This is a genomic window from Mycobacterium decipiens (genome assembly GCF_963853665.1).
GTDB lineage: Bacteria > Actinomycetota > Actinomycetes > Mycobacteriales > Mycobacteriaceae > Mycobacterium > Mycobacterium decipiens.
The window spans coordinates 1,728,119-1,745,062 of the sequence record NZ_OY970459.1 but is presented as its reverse complement, the minus strand read 5'-3'; the positions used below and the strand labels follow the sequence as shown (position 1 = coordinate 1,745,062).

16 protein-coding genes and 1 pseudogene are annotated in these 16,944 nt (G+C 67.2%); 5 read left to right on the top strand and 12 right to left on the bottom strand.

From position 1 onward, the window contains the following. Positions 1-10: 10 nt before the first annotated feature. From AADZ55_RS08010 to AADZ55_RS07980, 7 genes are all read right to left on the bottom strand, one after another. Entirely contained in the window at positions 11-793 is a 783-nt protein-coding gene (locus tag AADZ55_RS08010; RefSeq protein ID WP_085323898.1) for a 3-oxoacyl-ACP reductase, read from the bottom strand. After that, on the bottom strand, positions 793-2,160 hold the full coding sequence (locus tag AADZ55_RS08005) for an aldehyde dehydrogenase family protein (RefSeq protein ID WP_085323899.1): 1,368 nt from the start codon (positions 2,158-2,160) through the stop codon (positions 793-795). Before AADZ55_RS08005 ends, AADZ55_RS08010 begins: the two co-directional genes overlap by 1 nt. After that, positions 2,157-2,933: a gamma-glutamyl-gamma-aminobutyrate hydrolase family protein gene (locus AADZ55_RS08000; RefSeq protein ID WP_085323900.1), complete on the bottom strand. Its 777-nt coding sequence runs from the start codon at positions 2,931-2,933 to the stop codon at positions 2,157-2,159. The genes AADZ55_RS08005 and AADZ55_RS08000 overlap by 4 nt, the downstream gene beginning before the upstream one ends. Continuing rightward, positions 2,899-4,272, bottom strand: a complete 1,374-nt coding sequence (locus tag AADZ55_RS07995) for a glutamine synthetase family protein (RefSeq protein WP_085323901.1) — start codon at positions 4,270-4,272, stop codon at positions 2,899-2,901. Before AADZ55_RS07995 ends, AADZ55_RS08000 begins: the two co-directional genes overlap by 35 nt. A gap of 79 nt (positions 4,273-4,351) precedes the next feature. Next, positions 4,352-4,918: an alpha/beta hydrolase gene (locus tag AADZ55_RS07990; protein WP_085323984.1), complete on the bottom strand. Its 567-nt coding sequence runs from the start codon at positions 4,916-4,918 to the stop codon at positions 4,352-4,354. A gap of 141 nt (positions 4,919-5,059) precedes the next feature. Continuing rightward, positions 5,060-5,917 (bottom strand): type I methionyl aminopeptidase, encoded by an 858-nt coding sequence (gene map, locus AADZ55_RS07985; protein WP_085323902.1) that lies wholly within the window; start codon positions 5,915-5,917, stop codon positions 5,060-5,062. A gap of 14 nt (positions 5,918-5,931) precedes the next feature. Then, positions 5,932-6,519, bottom strand: a complete 588-nt coding sequence (locus AADZ55_RS07980) for a DUF1707 SHOCT-like domain-containing protein (RefSeq protein ID WP_085323985.1) — start codon at positions 6,517-6,519, stop codon at positions 5,932-5,934. Between the two features lie 202 nt (positions 6,520-6,721). Between AADZ55_RS07980 and AADZ55_RS07975 the strand changes: the two are divergent. Further along, positions 6,722-7,279, top strand: a pseudogene (locus tag AADZ55_RS07975) (PE family protein); the annotation flags it as partial. A gap of 879 nt (positions 7,280-8,158) precedes the next feature. Here AADZ55_RS07975 and AADZ55_RS07970 read toward each other — a convergent pair. After that, complete coding sequence (locus tag AADZ55_RS07970) at positions 8,159-9,979, bottom strand: penicillin-binding transpeptidase domain-containing protein (protein WP_085323904.1); 1,821 nt, start codon at positions 9,977-9,979, stop codon at positions 8,159-8,161. Positions 9,980-10,436: 457 nt separating this feature from the next. On the opposite strand from AADZ55_RS07970, the gene AADZ55_RS07965 reads away from it, so the two are divergent. After that, complete coding sequence (locus AADZ55_RS07965; protein WP_165759339.1) at positions 10,437-10,574, top strand: hypothetical protein; 138 nt, start codon at positions 10,437-10,439, stop codon at positions 10,572-10,574. A gap of 251 nt (positions 10,575-10,825) precedes the next feature. On the opposite strand, the gene AADZ55_RS07960 is transcribed toward AADZ55_RS07965, so the two are convergent. Genes AADZ55_RS07960 through dxr form a run of 4 tightly spaced genes read right to left on the bottom strand, consistent with a single transcriptional unit; the run spans position 10,826 to position 15,346 of the window. After that, on the bottom strand, positions 10,826-11,680 hold the full coding sequence (locus tag AADZ55_RS07960) for a GNAT family N-acetyltransferase (RefSeq protein ID WP_085323905.1): 855 nt from the start codon (positions 11,678-11,680) through the stop codon (positions 10,826-10,828). Between the two features lie 55 nt (positions 11,681-11,735). Continuing rightward, positions 11,736-12,914 (bottom strand): flavodoxin-dependent (E)-4-hydroxy-3-methylbut-2-enyl-diphosphate synthase, encoded by a 1,179-nt coding sequence (ispG, locus tag AADZ55_RS07955; RefSeq protein ID WP_085323906.1) that lies wholly within the window; start codon positions 12,912-12,914, stop codon positions 11,736-11,738. A gap of 25 nt (positions 12,915-12,939) precedes the next feature. Then, positions 12,940-14,154: a M50 family metallopeptidase gene (locus AADZ55_RS07950; RefSeq protein WP_085323907.1), complete on the bottom strand. Its 1,215-nt coding sequence runs from the start codon at positions 14,152-14,154 to the stop codon at positions 12,940-12,942. 7 nt (positions 14,155-14,161) lie between these two features. Next, complete coding sequence (dxr, locus tag AADZ55_RS07945) at positions 14,162-15,346, bottom strand: 1-deoxy-D-xylulose-5-phosphate reductoisomerase (protein ID WP_085323986.1); 1,185 nt, start codon at positions 15,344-15,346, stop codon at positions 14,162-14,164. Between the two features lie 87 nt (positions 15,347-15,433). Here dxr and AADZ55_RS07940 point away from each other — a divergent pair, with 87 nt between their 5' ends. The 3 genes from AADZ55_RS07940 (at position 15,434) to AADZ55_RS07930 (ending at position 16,895) form a co-directional block, all read left to right on the top strand. Continuing rightward, positions 15,434-15,691 carry a ribbon-helix-helix domain-containing protein gene (locus AADZ55_RS07940; RefSeq protein WP_085323908.1) on the top strand — a complete coding sequence of 86 codons (258 nt, stop codon included), beginning with the start codon at positions 15,434-15,436 and terminating at the stop codon, positions 15,689-15,691. Then, positions 15,678-16,109, top strand: coding sequence for a type II toxin-antitoxin system VapC family toxin (locus AADZ55_RS07935; protein WP_085323909.1), 432 nt, complete (start codon positions 15,678-15,680; stop codon positions 16,107-16,109). Before AADZ55_RS07940 ends, AADZ55_RS07935 begins: the two co-directional genes overlap by 14 nt. 120 nt (positions 16,110-16,229) lie before the next feature. Then, complete coding sequence (locus tag AADZ55_RS07930) at positions 16,230-16,895, top strand: fasciclin domain-containing protein (protein WP_085323910.1); 666 nt, start codon at positions 16,230-16,232, stop codon at positions 16,893-16,895. The last annotated feature ends 49 nt before the right edge of the window (positions 16,896-16,944 follow it).

Below are 16,944 nucleotides of genomic sequence, written 5' to 3'. Positions count from 1 at the left end.
CGCCAAAGAACTACAGCGGGGTGACGTAGGCCGAGCTGATTCCGCCGTCGACCAAGAATGTCGAGGCGGTAATGAACGACGCGTCGTCGCTGGCCAAAAACGCCACCGCAGCCGCGATTTCGTCGGGCTCGGCAAAGCGGCCCAGCGGCACGTGTACCAGGCGGCGAGCGGCCCGCTCGGGATCCTTGGCGAAAAGCTCTTGCAGCAGCGGGGTATTCACCGGGCCCGGGCACAACGCATTGACCCGGACGCCCTGCCGGGCGAACTGCACACCCAGTTCGCGTGACATGGCCAGCACGCCGCCCTTGGACGCGGTGTAGGAGATCTGCGACGTCGCCGAACCGATCACCGCGACAAAGGATGCCGTGTTGATGATGGAGCCCCTCCCCGCGGGTACCATGTGCCGCAAAGCCGCCCGGCAGCACAAGTACACCGATTTCAGGTTGACGTCCTGCACCCGCTGCCACGCCGCCAGCCCGGTGTTCTCGATCAGGTCGTCTTCGGGCGGCGATATGCCGGCGTTGTTGAACGCGATGTCCACCGAACCGTAGGCTTTGGCTGCCGTGTCGAACAGCCCGTCGACCGCGTGCTGGTCGGAAACATCCACCGGCACAAATAAGCCGGATAGTTCGTCAGCGGCCGCCGCACCCGCATCGGGATCGATGTCGCCGACAACGATGGTCGCGCCTTCGGCATGCAGCCGACGGCCGGCCGCCAGGCCGATGCCGCTGCCACCGCCGGTAATCACCGCCACCCGGCCCGCCAGCCGTTGGGTAAGATCGACCGGCCGCACTAGTCCTCCTCCCCGATGGCGATGAACACGTTCTTGGTCTCGGTGAAATGCAGCGGTGCGTCCGACCCCAGCTCACGGCCCAACCCAGACTGCTTGAAGCCGCCGAACGGGGTGTTGAAGCGCACCGACGAGTGCGAATTCACCGACAGGTTGCCGGACTCGACCGCCCGCGCCACCCGCAGCCCGCGGGACAGGTCGTCGGTCCAGATCGATCCGGACAGCCCGTACGCGGTGTCGTTGGCCAACGCGACGGCGTCGGCCTCGTCGTCGAACGCCAGCACCACGACCACCGGCCCGAAGATTTCGTCGGTAACGGTGCGGTCACCACGGTGCGGCGTGAGAACGGTTGGCGGGAACCAGAATCCACGCCCAGCCGGGGCGGTGCCGCGAAACGCGACGGGTGCGTCGTCGGGCACATACGCGGCGACCTTGTCGCGGTGCACGCACGATACCAGCGGACCCATCTCGGTGTCGCGCGATCCGGGGTCCCCGACAACGACGCCCTTGACCGCCGGCTCGAGAAGCTCCATGAAACGGTCGTAAACGCTGCGCTGCACCAGAATTCGGCTTCGAGCACAGCAATCCTGCCCGGCGTTGTCGAAGACCCCGGCCGGCGCGGTGGCCGCCGCGCGCTGCAGGTCGCAGTCAGCGAAGACGATGTTGGCGCTCTTGCCGCCCAGTTCCAGCGTCACTCTCTTGACTTGAGCCGCGGCACCGGCCATCACCCGCATGCCGGTTTCGGTGGACCCGGTGAACACGATCTTGCGAATGTCGGGGTGGGTGACGAAGCGCTCCCCAACCACCGCGCCCTTCCCCGGCAGCACCTGCAGCAGGTCTGCGTCCAGCCCCGCCTCGACCGCCAGCTCACCGAGCCGCATCGTGGTCAACGGCGTCCACTCGGCGGGCTTGACCAGCACCGCGTTGCCAGCGGCTAGCGCCGGGGCGATGCCCCACGACGCGATCACCATCGGGAAGTTCCACGGCGTGATCACCCCGACCACGCCCATCGGTTCGTTAAAGGTGATATCCAGCCCGCCGGAAACGGGAATCTGCTTGCCGGACAACCGCTCCGGGCTCCCCGCATAGAACGCCAACACGTCCCGCACGTGACCGGCTTCCCACTCGGCCGACGCGATCGGGTGTCCCGAATTGGCCACCTCGAGCGCCGCCAGCTCATCGACGTGGGCTTCGACGGCAGCCGCGAACGCGCGCAGGCCCAGTGCCCGCTCGGCGGGCGCCGATCGTGCCCAACGCCGCTGCGCCGCCTGGGCCCGTCGCACCGCATCGTCGACGGCGGCGGCATCGGCGTGGTCCACCGAGGCCAGCACTTCCTCGGTGGCGGGGTTGATCAGTTGCGCAGTGCTCACCTTGACGCCACTTGGCTGAGCCGGCCCGCATACGAGCCTGCGGCGTCCACCAACGCCTTGAACAGCCGCAGATCATCAAGCGACTTCTCCGGATGCCACTGCACCGCAAGCACGAACTTGTCCCCGGGCAGCTCCAGCGCCTCGACCACGCCGTCGATATCCCCCGCGCTTACCACCAGGCCCGCACCGACCTCGTCGATGGCTTGGTGGTGGTAACACGGCACATCGGCGGACTCCCCGATCAGAGCGGCCAGCCGGGTGCCCGGCGCGGTGCGGACCGGCAATCTGGTGAAGATCCCGTTGCCCGCCCGATGCCCGCTGTGGCCCAGCAGGTCGGGCAGGTGCTGGTGCAGCGTGCCGCCGAGCGCGACGTTGAGCACCTGCGCGCCGCGACAGATACCCAGCACCGGCAGCCCCCGCTCCAGCGCACCCCGCAACAGCGCGAACTCCCACGTGTCGCGGCCCGGGCGCGGCTGGTCGGTGGCCGGATGCGGCTTTTGGCCATAGGCCGCCGGATCCAGGTCGTAGCCCCCGGTGATCACCAGAGCGTGCAGGCTGTCCAGCACGCAGCCGGCGATCTCGGGGTCCACCGGCTGCGGCGGCAGCAGTACCGCGATACCACCGGCCATGGTGATGCCCTCGAAGTAGTCGGCAGGCAGATAGCCCGCGGGGACATCCCAGTCCCCGGTCCGCACCTGCTCCAGATAAGCCGTCAGGCCGACGACCGGGCGACTCGCTCTAGAGGCGTTCAAACCCACGCATCCTCTCCCAATCGGTGACCGCCGCGTTGAACGCCGCCAACTCCACCCGCGCGTTGTTCAGGTAGTGCGCGACAACGTTCTCGCCAAACGCCTCCCGCACCCGGGCAGACGCCTCGAACAACGCTGCGGCGTCAGCCAGCGTGACCGGCAGTCGTTCGACATCACCAACGTCGTAGGCGTTGCCGACGCAGGGCTCGGGTAGCTGCAGGCCCCGCTCAATACCGTACAGCCCTCCCGCCAGGAGAGCCGCCACCGCCAGGTACTGATTGACATCGCCACCGGGAACCCGGCATTCGACCCGGATGTTTCGCCCGTGGCCGACCACCCGCAGTGCGCAGGTGCGGTTGTCCAGCCCCCACGCCACAGCCGTCGGAGCGAAACTGCCATCGGCAAATCGCTTATAGGAATTGATATTCGGCGCATAGCACAAGGTGAATTCGCGCAACGTGGCCAACTGGCCGGCCACGAAGCTACGAAACATCGGCGACATGCCCTGCGGCCCGCCGCTGTCGGCGAAGACTGCGGAATTGTCCGTGCCGCGCAGCGACAAATGAATGTGACAGCTATTACCTTCTCGTTCATCATATTTCGCCATGAACGTCAGGCTCTTGCCGTGCTGGTCGGCGATCTCCTTGGCACCGTTCTTGTAGATCGCGTGATTGTCGCAGGTGACCAGCGCTTCGTCGTAGTGAAACCCGATCTCCTGCTGGCCCTTGTTGCATTCGCCCTTGACGGCCTCGAACCGCAGGCCCGCACCCGCCATACCCAACCGGATGTCGCGCAGCAACGGCTCCATCCGCGACGACGCCAATATCGCGTAGTCGATGTTGTAGTCGCTGGCCGGGGTCAGCCCGCGGTACCCGCTGGCCCACGCCTGGCGGTACGGCTGGTCGAAGACGATGAACTCCAGCTCGGTGGCCACATCGGCGACCAGTCCACGCTCCTTGAGCCGGTCCAGCTGACGGCGCAGAATGCTGCGCGGCGCGACGGCGACCTCGCTGCCGTCGGCCCAGGCCAGGTCGGCGATCACCAGCGCCGTTGCAGGTAGCCAGGGAATCAACCGAAGAGTGGTCAGGTCCGGAGTCATCACCATGTCGCCGTACCCGGTGTCCCAACTCGACATCGCATAACCGGGCACCGTATTCAGGTCGACGTCGACGGCCAGCAGATAGCTGCAGCATTCGGCGCCGCGCGTGGCCAGCTCGTCGACGAACAGCCGGCCCGATATCCGTTTACCGGCCAGCCGGCCCTGCATGTCGGTGAATGCGACGATGACGGTGTCGACACCACCCGCCGCGACCAGTCGTTCCAGCTCGGTCCACGACAACGCCGGAGAACCCGAACCGGTCACCGCTCTTCCTCCCACGACCATGGCCGCTAGTCAACCACCTTCGGGTCCTCGGCCGACACGCCCGTAGTCGACCTCGGCACTACCAGCCGCTGGCGCGCAACACGATCTCGGTGGACAGCTGCGCCGTCGACTCCTGCGCGTTACGCGGGTCAACGAGATCCACCACACGGTAGTCGGCGTAGACGAGCCGCTGGCTGTCGCGGGCCGCTGCCCGCGCCGCAGCGGAACTCGCCAGGACGGTGGTGCCGATCTCCACCGGCGGGCAGTGCTCATCGCCAATCACGTCGTCGGCTACATCGGCCGCTCGCGGATGGCCGCGGTCGATGGCCACCAGACCAACGAAGCGGCCCACCCTGGTCGCTGCCAATACCCAGGCGAGCTCGGCGCCGGCATGGTCGCCGACCAGCACCGCCCACCCGATTTCCAGGGCATCGAGGATGCCGACCACAGACTTCGGCGTCAGGCGCGAGTCGGTGCCAATGACGACGGTCCGAAGTGACGCCGTATGCAAACGGGCACACAAGGCCGCATAGGCGGCCGGCGGTCGTTGCTCGGCGCACAGTACGACGACGGTGCCATTTTGCGAGCCATTTTCCAGGCCGGACACTGCCACCGGCACCGCAAACCCGTCGAGCGTCCTCATCATTGATGGCACCCACGCAAGTTACCGGAAACCACTTGTGCACGCATCGATTTCCAGACGCACTCGGTGTCCACCGACACCCCGCAGTTCCGCGCGGTTAAGCCGCGATTGCTGCCGCGTTAACAGACCGGCGGGCGGGGACGCTCAGGGCAACGTGAGGATCTCGACGCCGGTGTCGGTGACCAGCAAGGTGTGCTCGAACTGTGCGGTCCATTTGCGGTCCTTGGTGACCACCGTCCAGCCGTCGTCCCAGATCTCGTAGTCCAGGGTGCCCAAGTTGATCATCGGTTCGATGGTGAACGTCATGCCAGGCTGCACGATCGTTGCAACGGCGGGCTGGTCGTAGTGCAGGACGACCAGCCCGTTGTGGAACGTGGTGCCGATGCCGTGGCCGGTGAAGTCGCGAACCACGTTGTACCCGAACCGATTTGCATACGACTCGATGACGCGACCGACTACGGACAACGCGCGGCCGGGTTTGACGGCGTTGATCGCACGCATCGTCGCCTCCCGAGTCCGGTCAACGAGCAGGCGGTGTTCTTCCGCGACATCGCCGGCCAGAAACGTCGCGTTGGTGTCGCCGTGCACCCCACCGATGTAGGCGGTGACGTCGATGTTGACGATGTCGCCGTCAGCGATCACCGTCGAGTCAGGGATTCCGTGACAGATGACCTCGTTGAGCGAGGTGCAGCACGACTTCGGGAATCCCTTGTAGCCCAGTGTTGATGGGTAGGCCCCGTTGTCGATCATGTAGTCGTGTGCAATCCGGTCGAGTTCGTCGGTCGTAACCCCGGGAGCGACCGCCTTGCCCGCCTCGGCCAAGGCCGCGGCGGCGATTCGGCCGGCAACGCGCATCTTCTCGATGACTTCCGGTGCCTGCACCCACGGCTCGCTGCCCTCCTGGGCCGTCGGTTTGCCGACGTATTCGGGTCGCGCGAGCCACTTGGGCACCGGCAGCGTCGGTGACAGCACGCCGGGGGAAAGCGCGGTTCGAGTAGGCATGCCCGCTAGCTTAATCAAGCTGTGCGGGGGCGGCGCAGTAAAGCCCGACGGGGACCCCGGATGACCACGGAGCCGCACACCACCCGACCGGTCAGTACGACGTGCGGGGTGCCTTCGGCCGGTGCGTCCTTGCGGCGGTCACTCGCGCTGCCCACATAGACCTCGACATCGTCGATCGAGGCGCTGGCGCCATCGGGCAGCCGGACCTGCAGTGAGCCGAACTTCATGTCGAGCTCGATGACCACCACCGGCCCCGCGAAACGGGCCTTGGTGAGGTCGAGGTCGATCGACCCCAGCCGGCGCACCAGCGCCAGCCGAGTCGGCACGATCCATTCGCCGTGGCGCTTCAGCGAGCCGGCCCAGCCCCTCAGTTCCACCCGGTCGGCCGCAGAGGTGACGATCGCGCCCGGCCCGGGCAGGTCACCGACCAGCCCGTCCAACTCGCTTCGCGTACGCGCGAAAGAAACTCGTGACGAGCGCTGCTCGAATTCGTTGATGTCGATCAGCCCAAGCGCCACGGCGTTGTGCAGCCGACGCATGGTGCCGTTGCGGTCGGCGTCCGAAACCCGCAACGCCACCATGTCCCCACCGGTATCCGTCATGACCTTTCCTGCTGCTCTGCCGCCGGCGATGTTCCACCAGGTTACCGGCAGCCGGGTCGGGAACAGGCAGAGTAGATCATCCGAAACCAGGTGCGTTTCGCCGGGCGGCGATACGATCCGTTCGTTGTCGATGATTCGTTGCTGGCCCGGCAATACGAAACTTCGCATAGCGCGGTGGCCACGACGTATTGCGAGGTGTGAAATGTCGTTTGTAATTGCCGCACCCGAGCTGGTCACGGCGGCGGCAACGGACTTGGCGAGCATCGGTTCGACGATCACCGCGGCCAACTTCGCTGCGGCGCTGCCCACGACGGAGGTGATCGCAGCGGGCGCCGATGAGGTGTCGGTGGGCATCGCGGCACTATTCGGCGCGCACGCCCAGTCCTATCAGGCACTCAGCGCTCAAGCTGAGGCTTTCCATTCCCAGTTTGTCCAGGCCTTGACCGCGGGGGCGGGCTCGTATGCCAGCGCAGAGGCCGCCAACGTTGCGCAGAGTCTGCTCACCGCGATCAATGCGCCCGCCCTGGCGTTGTTGGGGCGCCCGCTGATCGGCAACGGCGCCAACGGCGCCCCAGGGACCGGGGCCGACGGCGCGCCGGGCGGGATATTGATCGGCAACGGCGGGAACGGCGGATCCGGCATGCCCGGCCAGAATGGCGGTCGCGGCGGAGCCGCGGGGCTGCTGCTCGGCAACGGCGGCAGCGGTGGCGACGGCGGCGGCTCCACCGTCGTGCCCGCCGGCAGTGGCGGGGCAGGGGGCCCCGGCGGGCTGTTCGGCATCGGCGGGACCGGCGGCACTGGCGGGTTCGGCGTCAATGCCGGGGCCGGCGGAGCCGGCGGCAACGCCGGGTTGTTTGGTACGGCTGGAACCGGTGGCGCCGGCGGGCTGGGACAGGAGGTGGGATCTCTGGCCAACGCCGGTCCCGGCGGGGCCGGCGGGGCCGGCGGGCTATTCGGTCCGGGTGGCGCCGGCGGCGTCGGCGGAGCCTCGTTGGCCGAAGCTGGCGGCACCGGCGGAGTGGGCGGACCGGGTGGGCTGTTCGGCGCGGGCGGTGCCGGCGGCGCCGGCGGGGCCGGTCACAACGCCGGGGGCACTGGCGGAGCCGGCGGAGTCGGCGGCCTGATCTTCGGCGACGGCGGGGCCGGCGGCGATGCCGGGCCCGCCGGAGTCGGCACCGCCAACGGCGGAAATGGCGGCGCGGGCGGCAACGCCATTGGGCTGTTCGGCAATGGCGGCGCCGGCGGTGCCGCCGGTCCCGGCCAGAACACCGGAGGTATCGGCGGGGCCGGCGGGTCCGGCGCCTGGCTCTTCGGCAGTGGCGGAGCCGGTGGCAACGGCGGAGCGGCCGGCATCGGTACTGCCATCGGCGGGGCTGGCGGGGCGGGCGGCAAAGCCGGGCTGATCGGCAATGGCGGCGCGGGTGGCTCCGGCGGGGAGTCCGTGGGTACCCCCCCGCCGGGCAAGGGCGGAGACGGCGCCAGTGGTGGCGACGCCTGGTTCATCGGCAATGGCGGCAATGGCGGCAACGGCGGGATCGGTTCTCCCAACGGCAGCCCCGGCAACGGCGGCAGCGGTGGGGTGCTGATCGGCTTGGGCGGGTTGTCCGGGTCGTAGCAGAGCCCCAGCCGTCAAGGCGCACTAGCTCAGATAGCCCGGCGGCAGCGATTCGAACATCACTTTGGTCATCCGGACCGCGTATTCCGAGCTACCACCCCCGACGATCAGCGCGGCGAACGCCAGATCACCGCGGTACCCGGCGAACCAGGAATGCGATCCGCCCGGGAACTCGGCTTCACCGGTCTTGCCGAACACCTCGCCGCAGCCGGCGATCTCCTTGGCGGTGCCATTGGTCACCACCAGCCGCATCATGGGCCGCAGCGCGTCGAGCATCTTCGGGCTGATCGGTGTGGCATCGCCTTCGACCGCCGTCGGCCGGCCGGCGATCAGCCGTGGAACCGGGGTCTTCCCGGCAGCTACCGTGGCCGCTACCAGGGCCATGCCGAACGGGCTGGCCAGCACCTTGCCCTGGCCGAAGCCGTCCTCGGTGCGCTCGGCCAGGTCCACCGTCGGCGGCACCGAGCCGGTAATCGTGGTGATGCCCTCCACCTGGTAGTCGAGCCCGATCCCGTAGCTGCGGGCCGCCTGCGTCAGACCACGGGGGGGCAGCTTGCTGCTCAGTTCGGCGAACGTGGTGTTGCACGAGCTGGCGAACGCGCGCGACATCGGCACCACGCCCAGGTCGAAGCCACCGTAGTTGGGAATGGTGCGATGCCCGATGTCGATTTCGCCTGGGCAGCCCAGCATCGTGTTAGGGGTAGCCATGTCGCGTTCGACGGCAGCGCCGGCGGTGATCACCTTGAACGTCGACCCGGGTGGATACAGACCGGTGGTCGCGATCGGGCCGTCCGCATCGGCCTCCGCGTTCTGTGCGATGGCCAGGATCTCACCGGTGGACGGTTTGATCACGACGATCATCGCCTTGCCACCCCGAGCATCCACCGCGTGTTGGGCGGCGTTCTGCACGGCCCGGTCCAAGGTGATCGACACCGATGATGCCGGCGAGGGCGCGACCTCGTGCAGCACCGCGACATCGACACCGTTCTGGTTGACGCTGACCACCCGCCAGCCCGCCTCCCCGTCGAGCTCGCCGACCACGGCCTTCTTGACCGCACTGAGCACCGCCGGCGCGAAATGCTCGTCGGTCGGCAAAAGCTCGGCCTGCGGCGTGATCACGACGCCGGGTAGCTGGCCGATCGCCGCGGCGACCCGGTTGCTGTCATCGGCGCGCAGCGTGACCAGATCCAGCGGCTGGGTCGACGAGCTGGCCTGTTCGGCGAGTAGCTGTGGATCGTTCAGCGCGTCGTTGAACGGGTGTAGGGCGTCCACCACCGCGTGTGCCGTCCCGATCAGGCCGCGACCCGCCCGGACGGCGTCCAGCGTGTAGTGATACAGGTAGCCCGGCGCCAATACATCGGTGCCGCCGAGTTCGTTCACCGAGGCGCGTCGCGGCGGGTCGGCCCGCAGCGCAAACGTCTGGTGTTCGCCCAGCTTGGGATGCAGTCCGGTGGTTGCCCAGCGAACATGCCAGTGCCCCTCGTCACGGGCCATCTTCAGCTGGCCGTCGTAGGTCCAGGTCCGGTCCTTGGGCAGATGCCAGGTGAATCGATACCCGACCGTGCCGGTGTCTTCGGCGTACTTCGCGCTGAGGACCTGCGCATCCAGGTGCGTGGCCTGCAATCCGGCCCAAGCTGCGTTCAGCGCTTCGCGCGCTTCGTTGGGGTTGTCGCTGAGCAGGGCGGCCGTGGCGGTATCGCCGATCGCCAGCGCGGCAAAGAACTTCTCGGCGGCCGGACCGGGACCCTCGGGCCGCGGCGTGCACGCCTGGGTGGTGGCGGCGGCGATGACGACCACGGCGACCAGACCAGCGATCCGCGGTACCGATGAGGTTAGAGTTGCCATTGGGGCTGATGTTAGGCAATCCGGCAATCGCAGCTGCGGAGGCACACCGAGACCAAACGGTTACCTATGATCCCGATATGGCGGCAATCACAATGGAGCTAATCCTCGCCAAGATCCGGGAAGCGGCGGAGGTGAACGGTGGCAGGCCGCCCGGACGGGCGCGATTTGCCGCTGAGACCGGAATTCCAGAGAGCGCGTGGCGTGGACGGTACCGGGTGACTTGGAGCGACACTGTCACGGAGGCGGGCTTCGAGCCGAACTCGATGAATACCCCGCAGCTTGATGACAACGGCTTGCTCTTTCGACTCGCGTTGCTCACGCGCAGACTGGGCCGCTTCCCGACTGACGCGCATCTGAGGCTCGAACGCCGGCAAGATCTTTCGTTTCCGAGCGCAAAGACCTTTCCGACCGGTTCGGAAGGAAAGCCGCGCAGGTCGCACGCCTACGCGAGTTCGCAATGTCGACGGAAGACTTGGCAGACATCCTCACGATCGTGGCGGACGAACGTATTGACCGGGAGGTGCCCGGCGTCGAGGTAGCGCCCACCGCAGGTGCGGCAGATGCCGATGGCTACGTCTATCTGCAGCTCATGTAGCCAAGCGTCGAAAGCGCCGAGATTCCCACCCTGCACGGCCGTGAACAGGGCGCCGGCGCTGGTGCGCCTGCGTTGCGGGATCCCGATCTCAACAACGCGTGTTCGTGCCCGGTTTACGGCGCTGCCGTGGACAACGCTAGCCATAGGTCGCGGTTGCGCCGAAACTTGATCTGCGGCGACACCTTTCGGCGTGTCTTCGCTTTGGTGAAAGTGTCGCGGCGTCAGACCCGCCCCCACACACAGCTCCGCGCTCAGTCGAGCAGCACCGTCGCGAAGGTGCCGACTTCGGCGAAACCGACTCGCAGGTATGCGGCGCGTGCCACCGCGTTGAAGCTGTTCACATACAGGCTGGCGATGCGGCCGCTTCCGACGATCACCGCCGCCAACGTTGCGGTGCCGGCCGTGCCCAGACCCATGCCGCGCCACTCCGGATGAACCCAGACGCCCTGGATCTGCCCGACGGCCGGAGATTGTGATCCCACTTCGGCCTTGAAGACCACCTGACCGTGCTCGAAGCGGGCCCAGGCGCGTCCGGCCGCGATGAGGCTGGCCACCCGGCGACGATAGCCGCGACCGCCGTCTCCGAGCCGTGGGTCGACGCCGACCTCGCCGATAAACATGTCGATGGCCGCCACTAGGTAGGCGTCCAATTCCTCGGGCCGGACCTGGCGCACGCCGGTGTCGATGGCACAGCTCGGATGGGTGTTGAGGGCCATCAGCGGTTGGTTGTCGCGGACGTCGCGCGCCGGACCCCAGGCCGGCTCGAGCCGCTGCCACATGGGCAACACCAGATCGGCCCTGCCGACCAGCGACGAACACCGCCGCGAGGTGCTCATCGCCTCGTCGGCGAACGTATTCAGGTCGATCAATCCGCCACGCAGCGGGATGATGTTGGCGCCAGCGAAGCACAGCGACTCGTTCGCGCCGCGTCGGGTCCACAGCTCCCCGCCAATCGCATTGGGGTCGATGCCATGGTCTGCGACCCTCGCGGCGACCATGCACGATTCGATCGGGTCGTCGTCGAGCACCCGCCACACGGCGCCAGCATCACGCACCACCGACACCCGTCGCTCGCCGACCAGGCGAAGGATGGGCGGAGCCGACATCTGCGAACTCTCTTTGATGGGATTTAAGGGCCGACAACCGAAAAGCTAGCCCCTATCAGCTTACGGTCACAATAGGCGAACCGCTCGGTGTCGTGGGGGGATCGGGCTCATCGCCGGCTGCGATTTGCATTTCGGCGGCCAGCCGCATCGCTTCGTCAATCAACGTCTCGACGATCTGTGCTTCGGGCACGGTCTTGATCACTTCACCCCGGACAAAGATCTGGCCTTTGCCGTTGCCGGAAGCCACGCCCAGGTCAGCCTCACGTGCTTCGCCCGGACCATTGACCACACAACCCATCACGGCCACCCGCAGCGGCACATCGAGACCGTCCAGACCGGCGGTCACCTCGTTGGCCAGGGTGTAGACGTCAACTTGGGCGCGACCACACGACGGGCAGGACACGATCTCGAGCGAACGCGGCCGCAGGTTCAGCGACTCGAGAATCTGATTGCCCACCTTGACTTCCTCGACCGGCGGGGCCGACAACGACACGCGGATGGTGTCGCCGATGCCCCGCGACAGCAGCGCGCCGAAGGCGACGGCGGACTTGATGGTGCCCTGGAAGGCCGGACCGGCCTCGGTCACGCCGAGGTGCAGCGGATAATCGCACTGCGCGGCCAGCGACTCGTAGGCGGCGACCATCACCACCGGATCGTTGTGCTTGACACTGATCTTGATGTCGTCGAAGCCGTGCTCCGCGAACAGCGAAGCCTCCCACAGCGCCGATTCGACCAGTGCCTCAGGCGTGGCTTTGCCGTACTTCTCCATGAACCGCCGGTCCAGCGAACCGGCGTTGACGCCGATCCGGATCGGGATGCCCGCGGCACCGGCTGCTTTTGCGACCTCCCCGACCCGGCCGTCGAACTCTTTGATGTTGCCCGGGTTGACCCGCACCGCAGCACAACCGGCGTCGATGGCGGCGAAGATGTAGCGCGGCTGAAAATGGATGTCAGCGATAACTGGGATCTGGCTGTGCCGGGCGATTTCGGCGAGCGCGTCGGCGTCCTCCTGACGCGGGCAGGCCACCCGCACGATATCGCAGCCAGCCGCGGTCAACTCGGCGATCTGCTGCAACGTCGAGTTGACGTCGTGGGTTTTGGTGGTGCACATCGATTGCACTGAGATCGGATAATCGCTGCCCACCCCGACGTCGCCGACCATCAGCTGACGCGTCGGGCGCCGGGGAGCGAGCGTGGGCGCCGGCGGCTCCGGCATGCCCAGGCCAATGGTCACTTTGAACCCTTCTTTCTTTTCTCGGCTACTGGAAGAGCCTGATCGGGTTGACCAGATCAGCGGTGACGGTCAAAAGCATGTACCCGACGACGAGAGCCAAAACCACATACGTCGCCGGCATGAGTTTGAGGTAGTTCACCGGCGCGGCCGCGACCTTGCCACGAGCCGACCGGATCGCGTTGCGGATCTTCTCGAACACCGCGACGGCGATATGCCCGCCATCAAAAGGCAGCAACGGTAGCAGGTTGATCGCACCCAGGATGAGATTCAATTGGGCCAAGAAGAACCAAAACGCCACCCATAGCCCATGATCGACGGTGTCGCCGCCGATGATGCTGGCACCGACCACGCTGATCGGCGTCTGCGGGTCACGCTGGCCACCGCCGATCGCGTGCACCAGCGCGCCCACCTTGGTCGGGATGGCGACCAGCGCCTTGCCCACCTCGACGGTCAGGTCGCCGGTGAACGCGAAGGTGGCGGGCACCGCGGAGAACACGCCGTAGTGCGTGGGCCCGACCCGGGGGGCGCCGACCCCGATCGCACCGACCGTCGCCGGCTCGGGTTGCCCACCTGCCTCGGTAGGGATCCAGCGTCGGGTGGATTCGACGTCGACGTGGGTGGTAACCGCGGTGCCGTCCCGCTCGACGACGATCGCAACGGTGCCATGCGATTTGCGCACCGCGGCGGCCATCTCGTCGAAGGTGGACACCGGGGTGTCACCGACCTTGACGACGACGTCGCCGGAGCGTATGCCGGCCAGCGCCGCTGGACCCGGGCCGGTGCACTCTTCGAGCGTGCCCTGATTCAATTCCTGTGCGACACAGCCAGTTTCGCCGATTACGGCCGTGGTTGGCGGATGCAGGTTAGGCAGCCCCCAGACCAGCGCGATGGCATAGATCAGCACCAGGCAGATAGCGAAGTTCATCCCGGGCCCGGCAAATAACACCGCAACACGCTTCCAGGTGGCCTGCCTGTACATCGCGCGGTCGCGTTCGCCGGGGTCGAGTTCCTCGACCGGGGTCATGCCGGCGATGTCGCAGAAGCCGCCCAGCGGAACGGCTTTCACCCCGTATTCGGTCTCGCCGCGGCGCGTCGACCACAATGTGGGGCCAAAGCCGACGAAATAGCGACGCACCTTCATGCCGGTGCCGCGCGCGACCCACATGTGGCCGCACTCGTGCAGGGCCACCGAAACCAGGATCGCCAACGCGAACAGCACTATGCCGAGAACAAACATCATCGAGCTGTCAGGACCTTTCTAAAGCCATTCCGGATACCGCGCGCTGCGCTCGCTCGCGGGCCCAGCGCTGCGCGTCGAGTACGTCATCCACGGTAGCGGGTGGAAAGGCCCATTCGTCGGCGGCGTGCAACACATCGGCGATGGTGCCGACGATGGCCGGGAACCCGATCCGGCCGTCAAGGAATGCTGCGGCGGCTTCTTCGTTGGCGGCGTTGTAGACCGCGGTCATGCAGCCACCGGCGACGCCGGCCTGCCTGGCCAGCTCTACCGCGGGGAATACGTCGGTGTCCAGCGGCTCGAACTCCCAGCTCGACGCGGTAGTGAAATCGCAGGCATGAGCGGCACCGCTTACCCGGCGCGGCCAGCCCAGCGCCAACGAGATGGGCAGCTTCATGTCCGGGGGGCTGGCCTGGGCGATCGTCGAGCCGTCGACGAAGGTGACCATCGAATGGATGATCGACTGGGGGTGTACCACCACCTCGATGCGTTCGTAGGGGATGCCGAACAGCAGATGGGTTTCGATGACCTCAAGCCCCTTGTTGACCAGCGACGCCGAGTTCAGAGTGTTCATCGGGCCCATTGACCAGGTCGGATGGGCGCCGGCCTGCTCGGGAGTGACCTGCTCGAGCGCGGCTGCCGACCAGCCCCGGAACGGCCCGCCCGAGGCGGTCAGAACCAGCTTGGCGACCTCGTCGGGCATACCGCCACGCAGGCACTGGGCCAACGCGGAGTGCTCGGAGTCGACCGGCACGATCTGACCGGGCCGCGCGGCCCCCAGCACCAGCGCACCGCCGGCGACCAACGATTCCTTGTTGGCCAGCGCCAGGCGGGCACCTGCCTGCAGCGCAGCCAACGTCGGTCGCAGGCCCAGCGCCCCAACCAGCGCATTGAGGACAACGTCGGCCTCCGTCTCCTCGACCAGCCGGGTGGCGGCATCGGGCCCGCGGTAGGGGATGTCGCCGGCCAAATGCGCTGCGTGCTCGTCGGCGATGGCGATATTGGTAACCCCGGTCTCGGCACGCTGCCGCAGCAACGTGTCCAGTTTGGTGCCCCCGGCCGCCAGCCCGACCACCTCGAAGCGGTCCGGATTGTCGGCGATGACCTGGAGCGCCTGGGTGCCGATCGAGCCGGTACTGCCCAGCACCAGCACCCGCAGCCGACCGTCGGCGCGCCGGTCGGTGGAGTTGGTCACCTCATCATTGTGCCGCCCAACACCGCCGTTGTCGCCGAGCGGCAAGCGCGTCATCTCGATGCCTACTTCTGATGCTAAGATGCCCCAATGCGGACGACGATCCGTATCGATGACGAGCTGTACCGCCAGGTGAAAGCGAAGGCCGCTCGTTCCGGGCGAACCGTGGCCGCGGTTCTAGAGGATGCGGTGCGGCGTGGCTTGAACCCGCCCCAGCAGCGGGCCGCCGGCCGCTATCGAGTCCAGCCGTCGGGCAGGGGCGGGCTTCGGCCCGGTGTGGATCTGTCGTCCAACGCCGCGGTCGCCGAGGCCATGGACGACGGCGCGTCGGCCAATGCGTTGCGTTGATGTCAACGTGCTCGTCTACGCACATCGGGCGGATCTCCGGGAACACTGCGACTATCGGGATTTGCTTGAGTGGCTGGCCAACGATGACGAGCCGCTGGGGTTACCGGACAGCGTGCTCGCTAGCTTCGTCCGGGTCGTAACCAACCGTCGCGTCTTCACCGAACCGACGCGCCCGCAGGACGCGTGGCAGGCGGTCGACGCGCTGCTCGCCGCGCCCGCCGCCATGCGAATTGACCCCGGCGAGCGGCACTGGATGTTGTTTCGGCAACTCGCGTCCGATGTCGACGCGAACGGCAACGACATTGCGGACGCCTACCTGGCCGCCTACGCGGTGGAGAACAACGCAACCTGGCTGAGCGCCGATCGCGGCTTCGCGCGATTCCGCCGGCTGCGCTGGCGTCATCCACTGGATATGTGAGCGGACCTGCCGCGTCTGCGGAGGGTCCCATCTATGACCGCCGTCACTCCGAATCACCGTTGTTCAAACCGGGAGGACGGCGTCCACAGCCGCCGTCACGAGCAAAGGAATCAAAGCGCAATGATCAACGTTCAGGCCAAAGCAATCGCAGCAGCCAGCCTCGCGGCAATCGCGATCACCGGCCTCGCGGGTTGCTCGAGCACCAAGCCCGCCTCGCAAGGCACCACCAACCCAATGCCGGCGACCAGCATGGCAGCGCCCGCCACCACACCGGCAATGGCCGACCCCGCGGCGGACCTGATCGGTCCGGGGTGCTCGCAGTACGCGACACAGAATCCCACCGGTCCGGGGTCGGTGGCCGGAATGGCGCAGGATCCGGTCGCGACCGCGGCGTCGAACAATCCGATGCTTACTACCCTGACCGCGGCGCTGTCGGGCAAGCTGAATCCGAATGTGAACCTGGTCGACACCCTCAACAGCGGCGAGTACACGGTTTTCGCCCCCACGAATGCCGCATTCGAAAAGCTCCCGGCCGCCACCATCGACCAACTCAAGACGGACTCCAAGCTGCTGAGCAGCATCCTGACCTACCACGTGGTGAGTGGCCAGGCGAGCCCGAGCAAGGTCGACGGCACCCGCACGACCCTGCAAGGTGCTGACGTGACGGTTATGGGCGCGGGCAACGACCTGATGGTCAACAACGCCGGCCTGGTCTGCGGCGGGGTGCATACCGCCAACGCCACGGTGTACATGATCGACACGGTGCTGATGCCCCCGGCACAGTAACGCTCAGCGCGTCAAAGCAAGGCAGCCCGTGTTTCGCGGGCTGCCATTG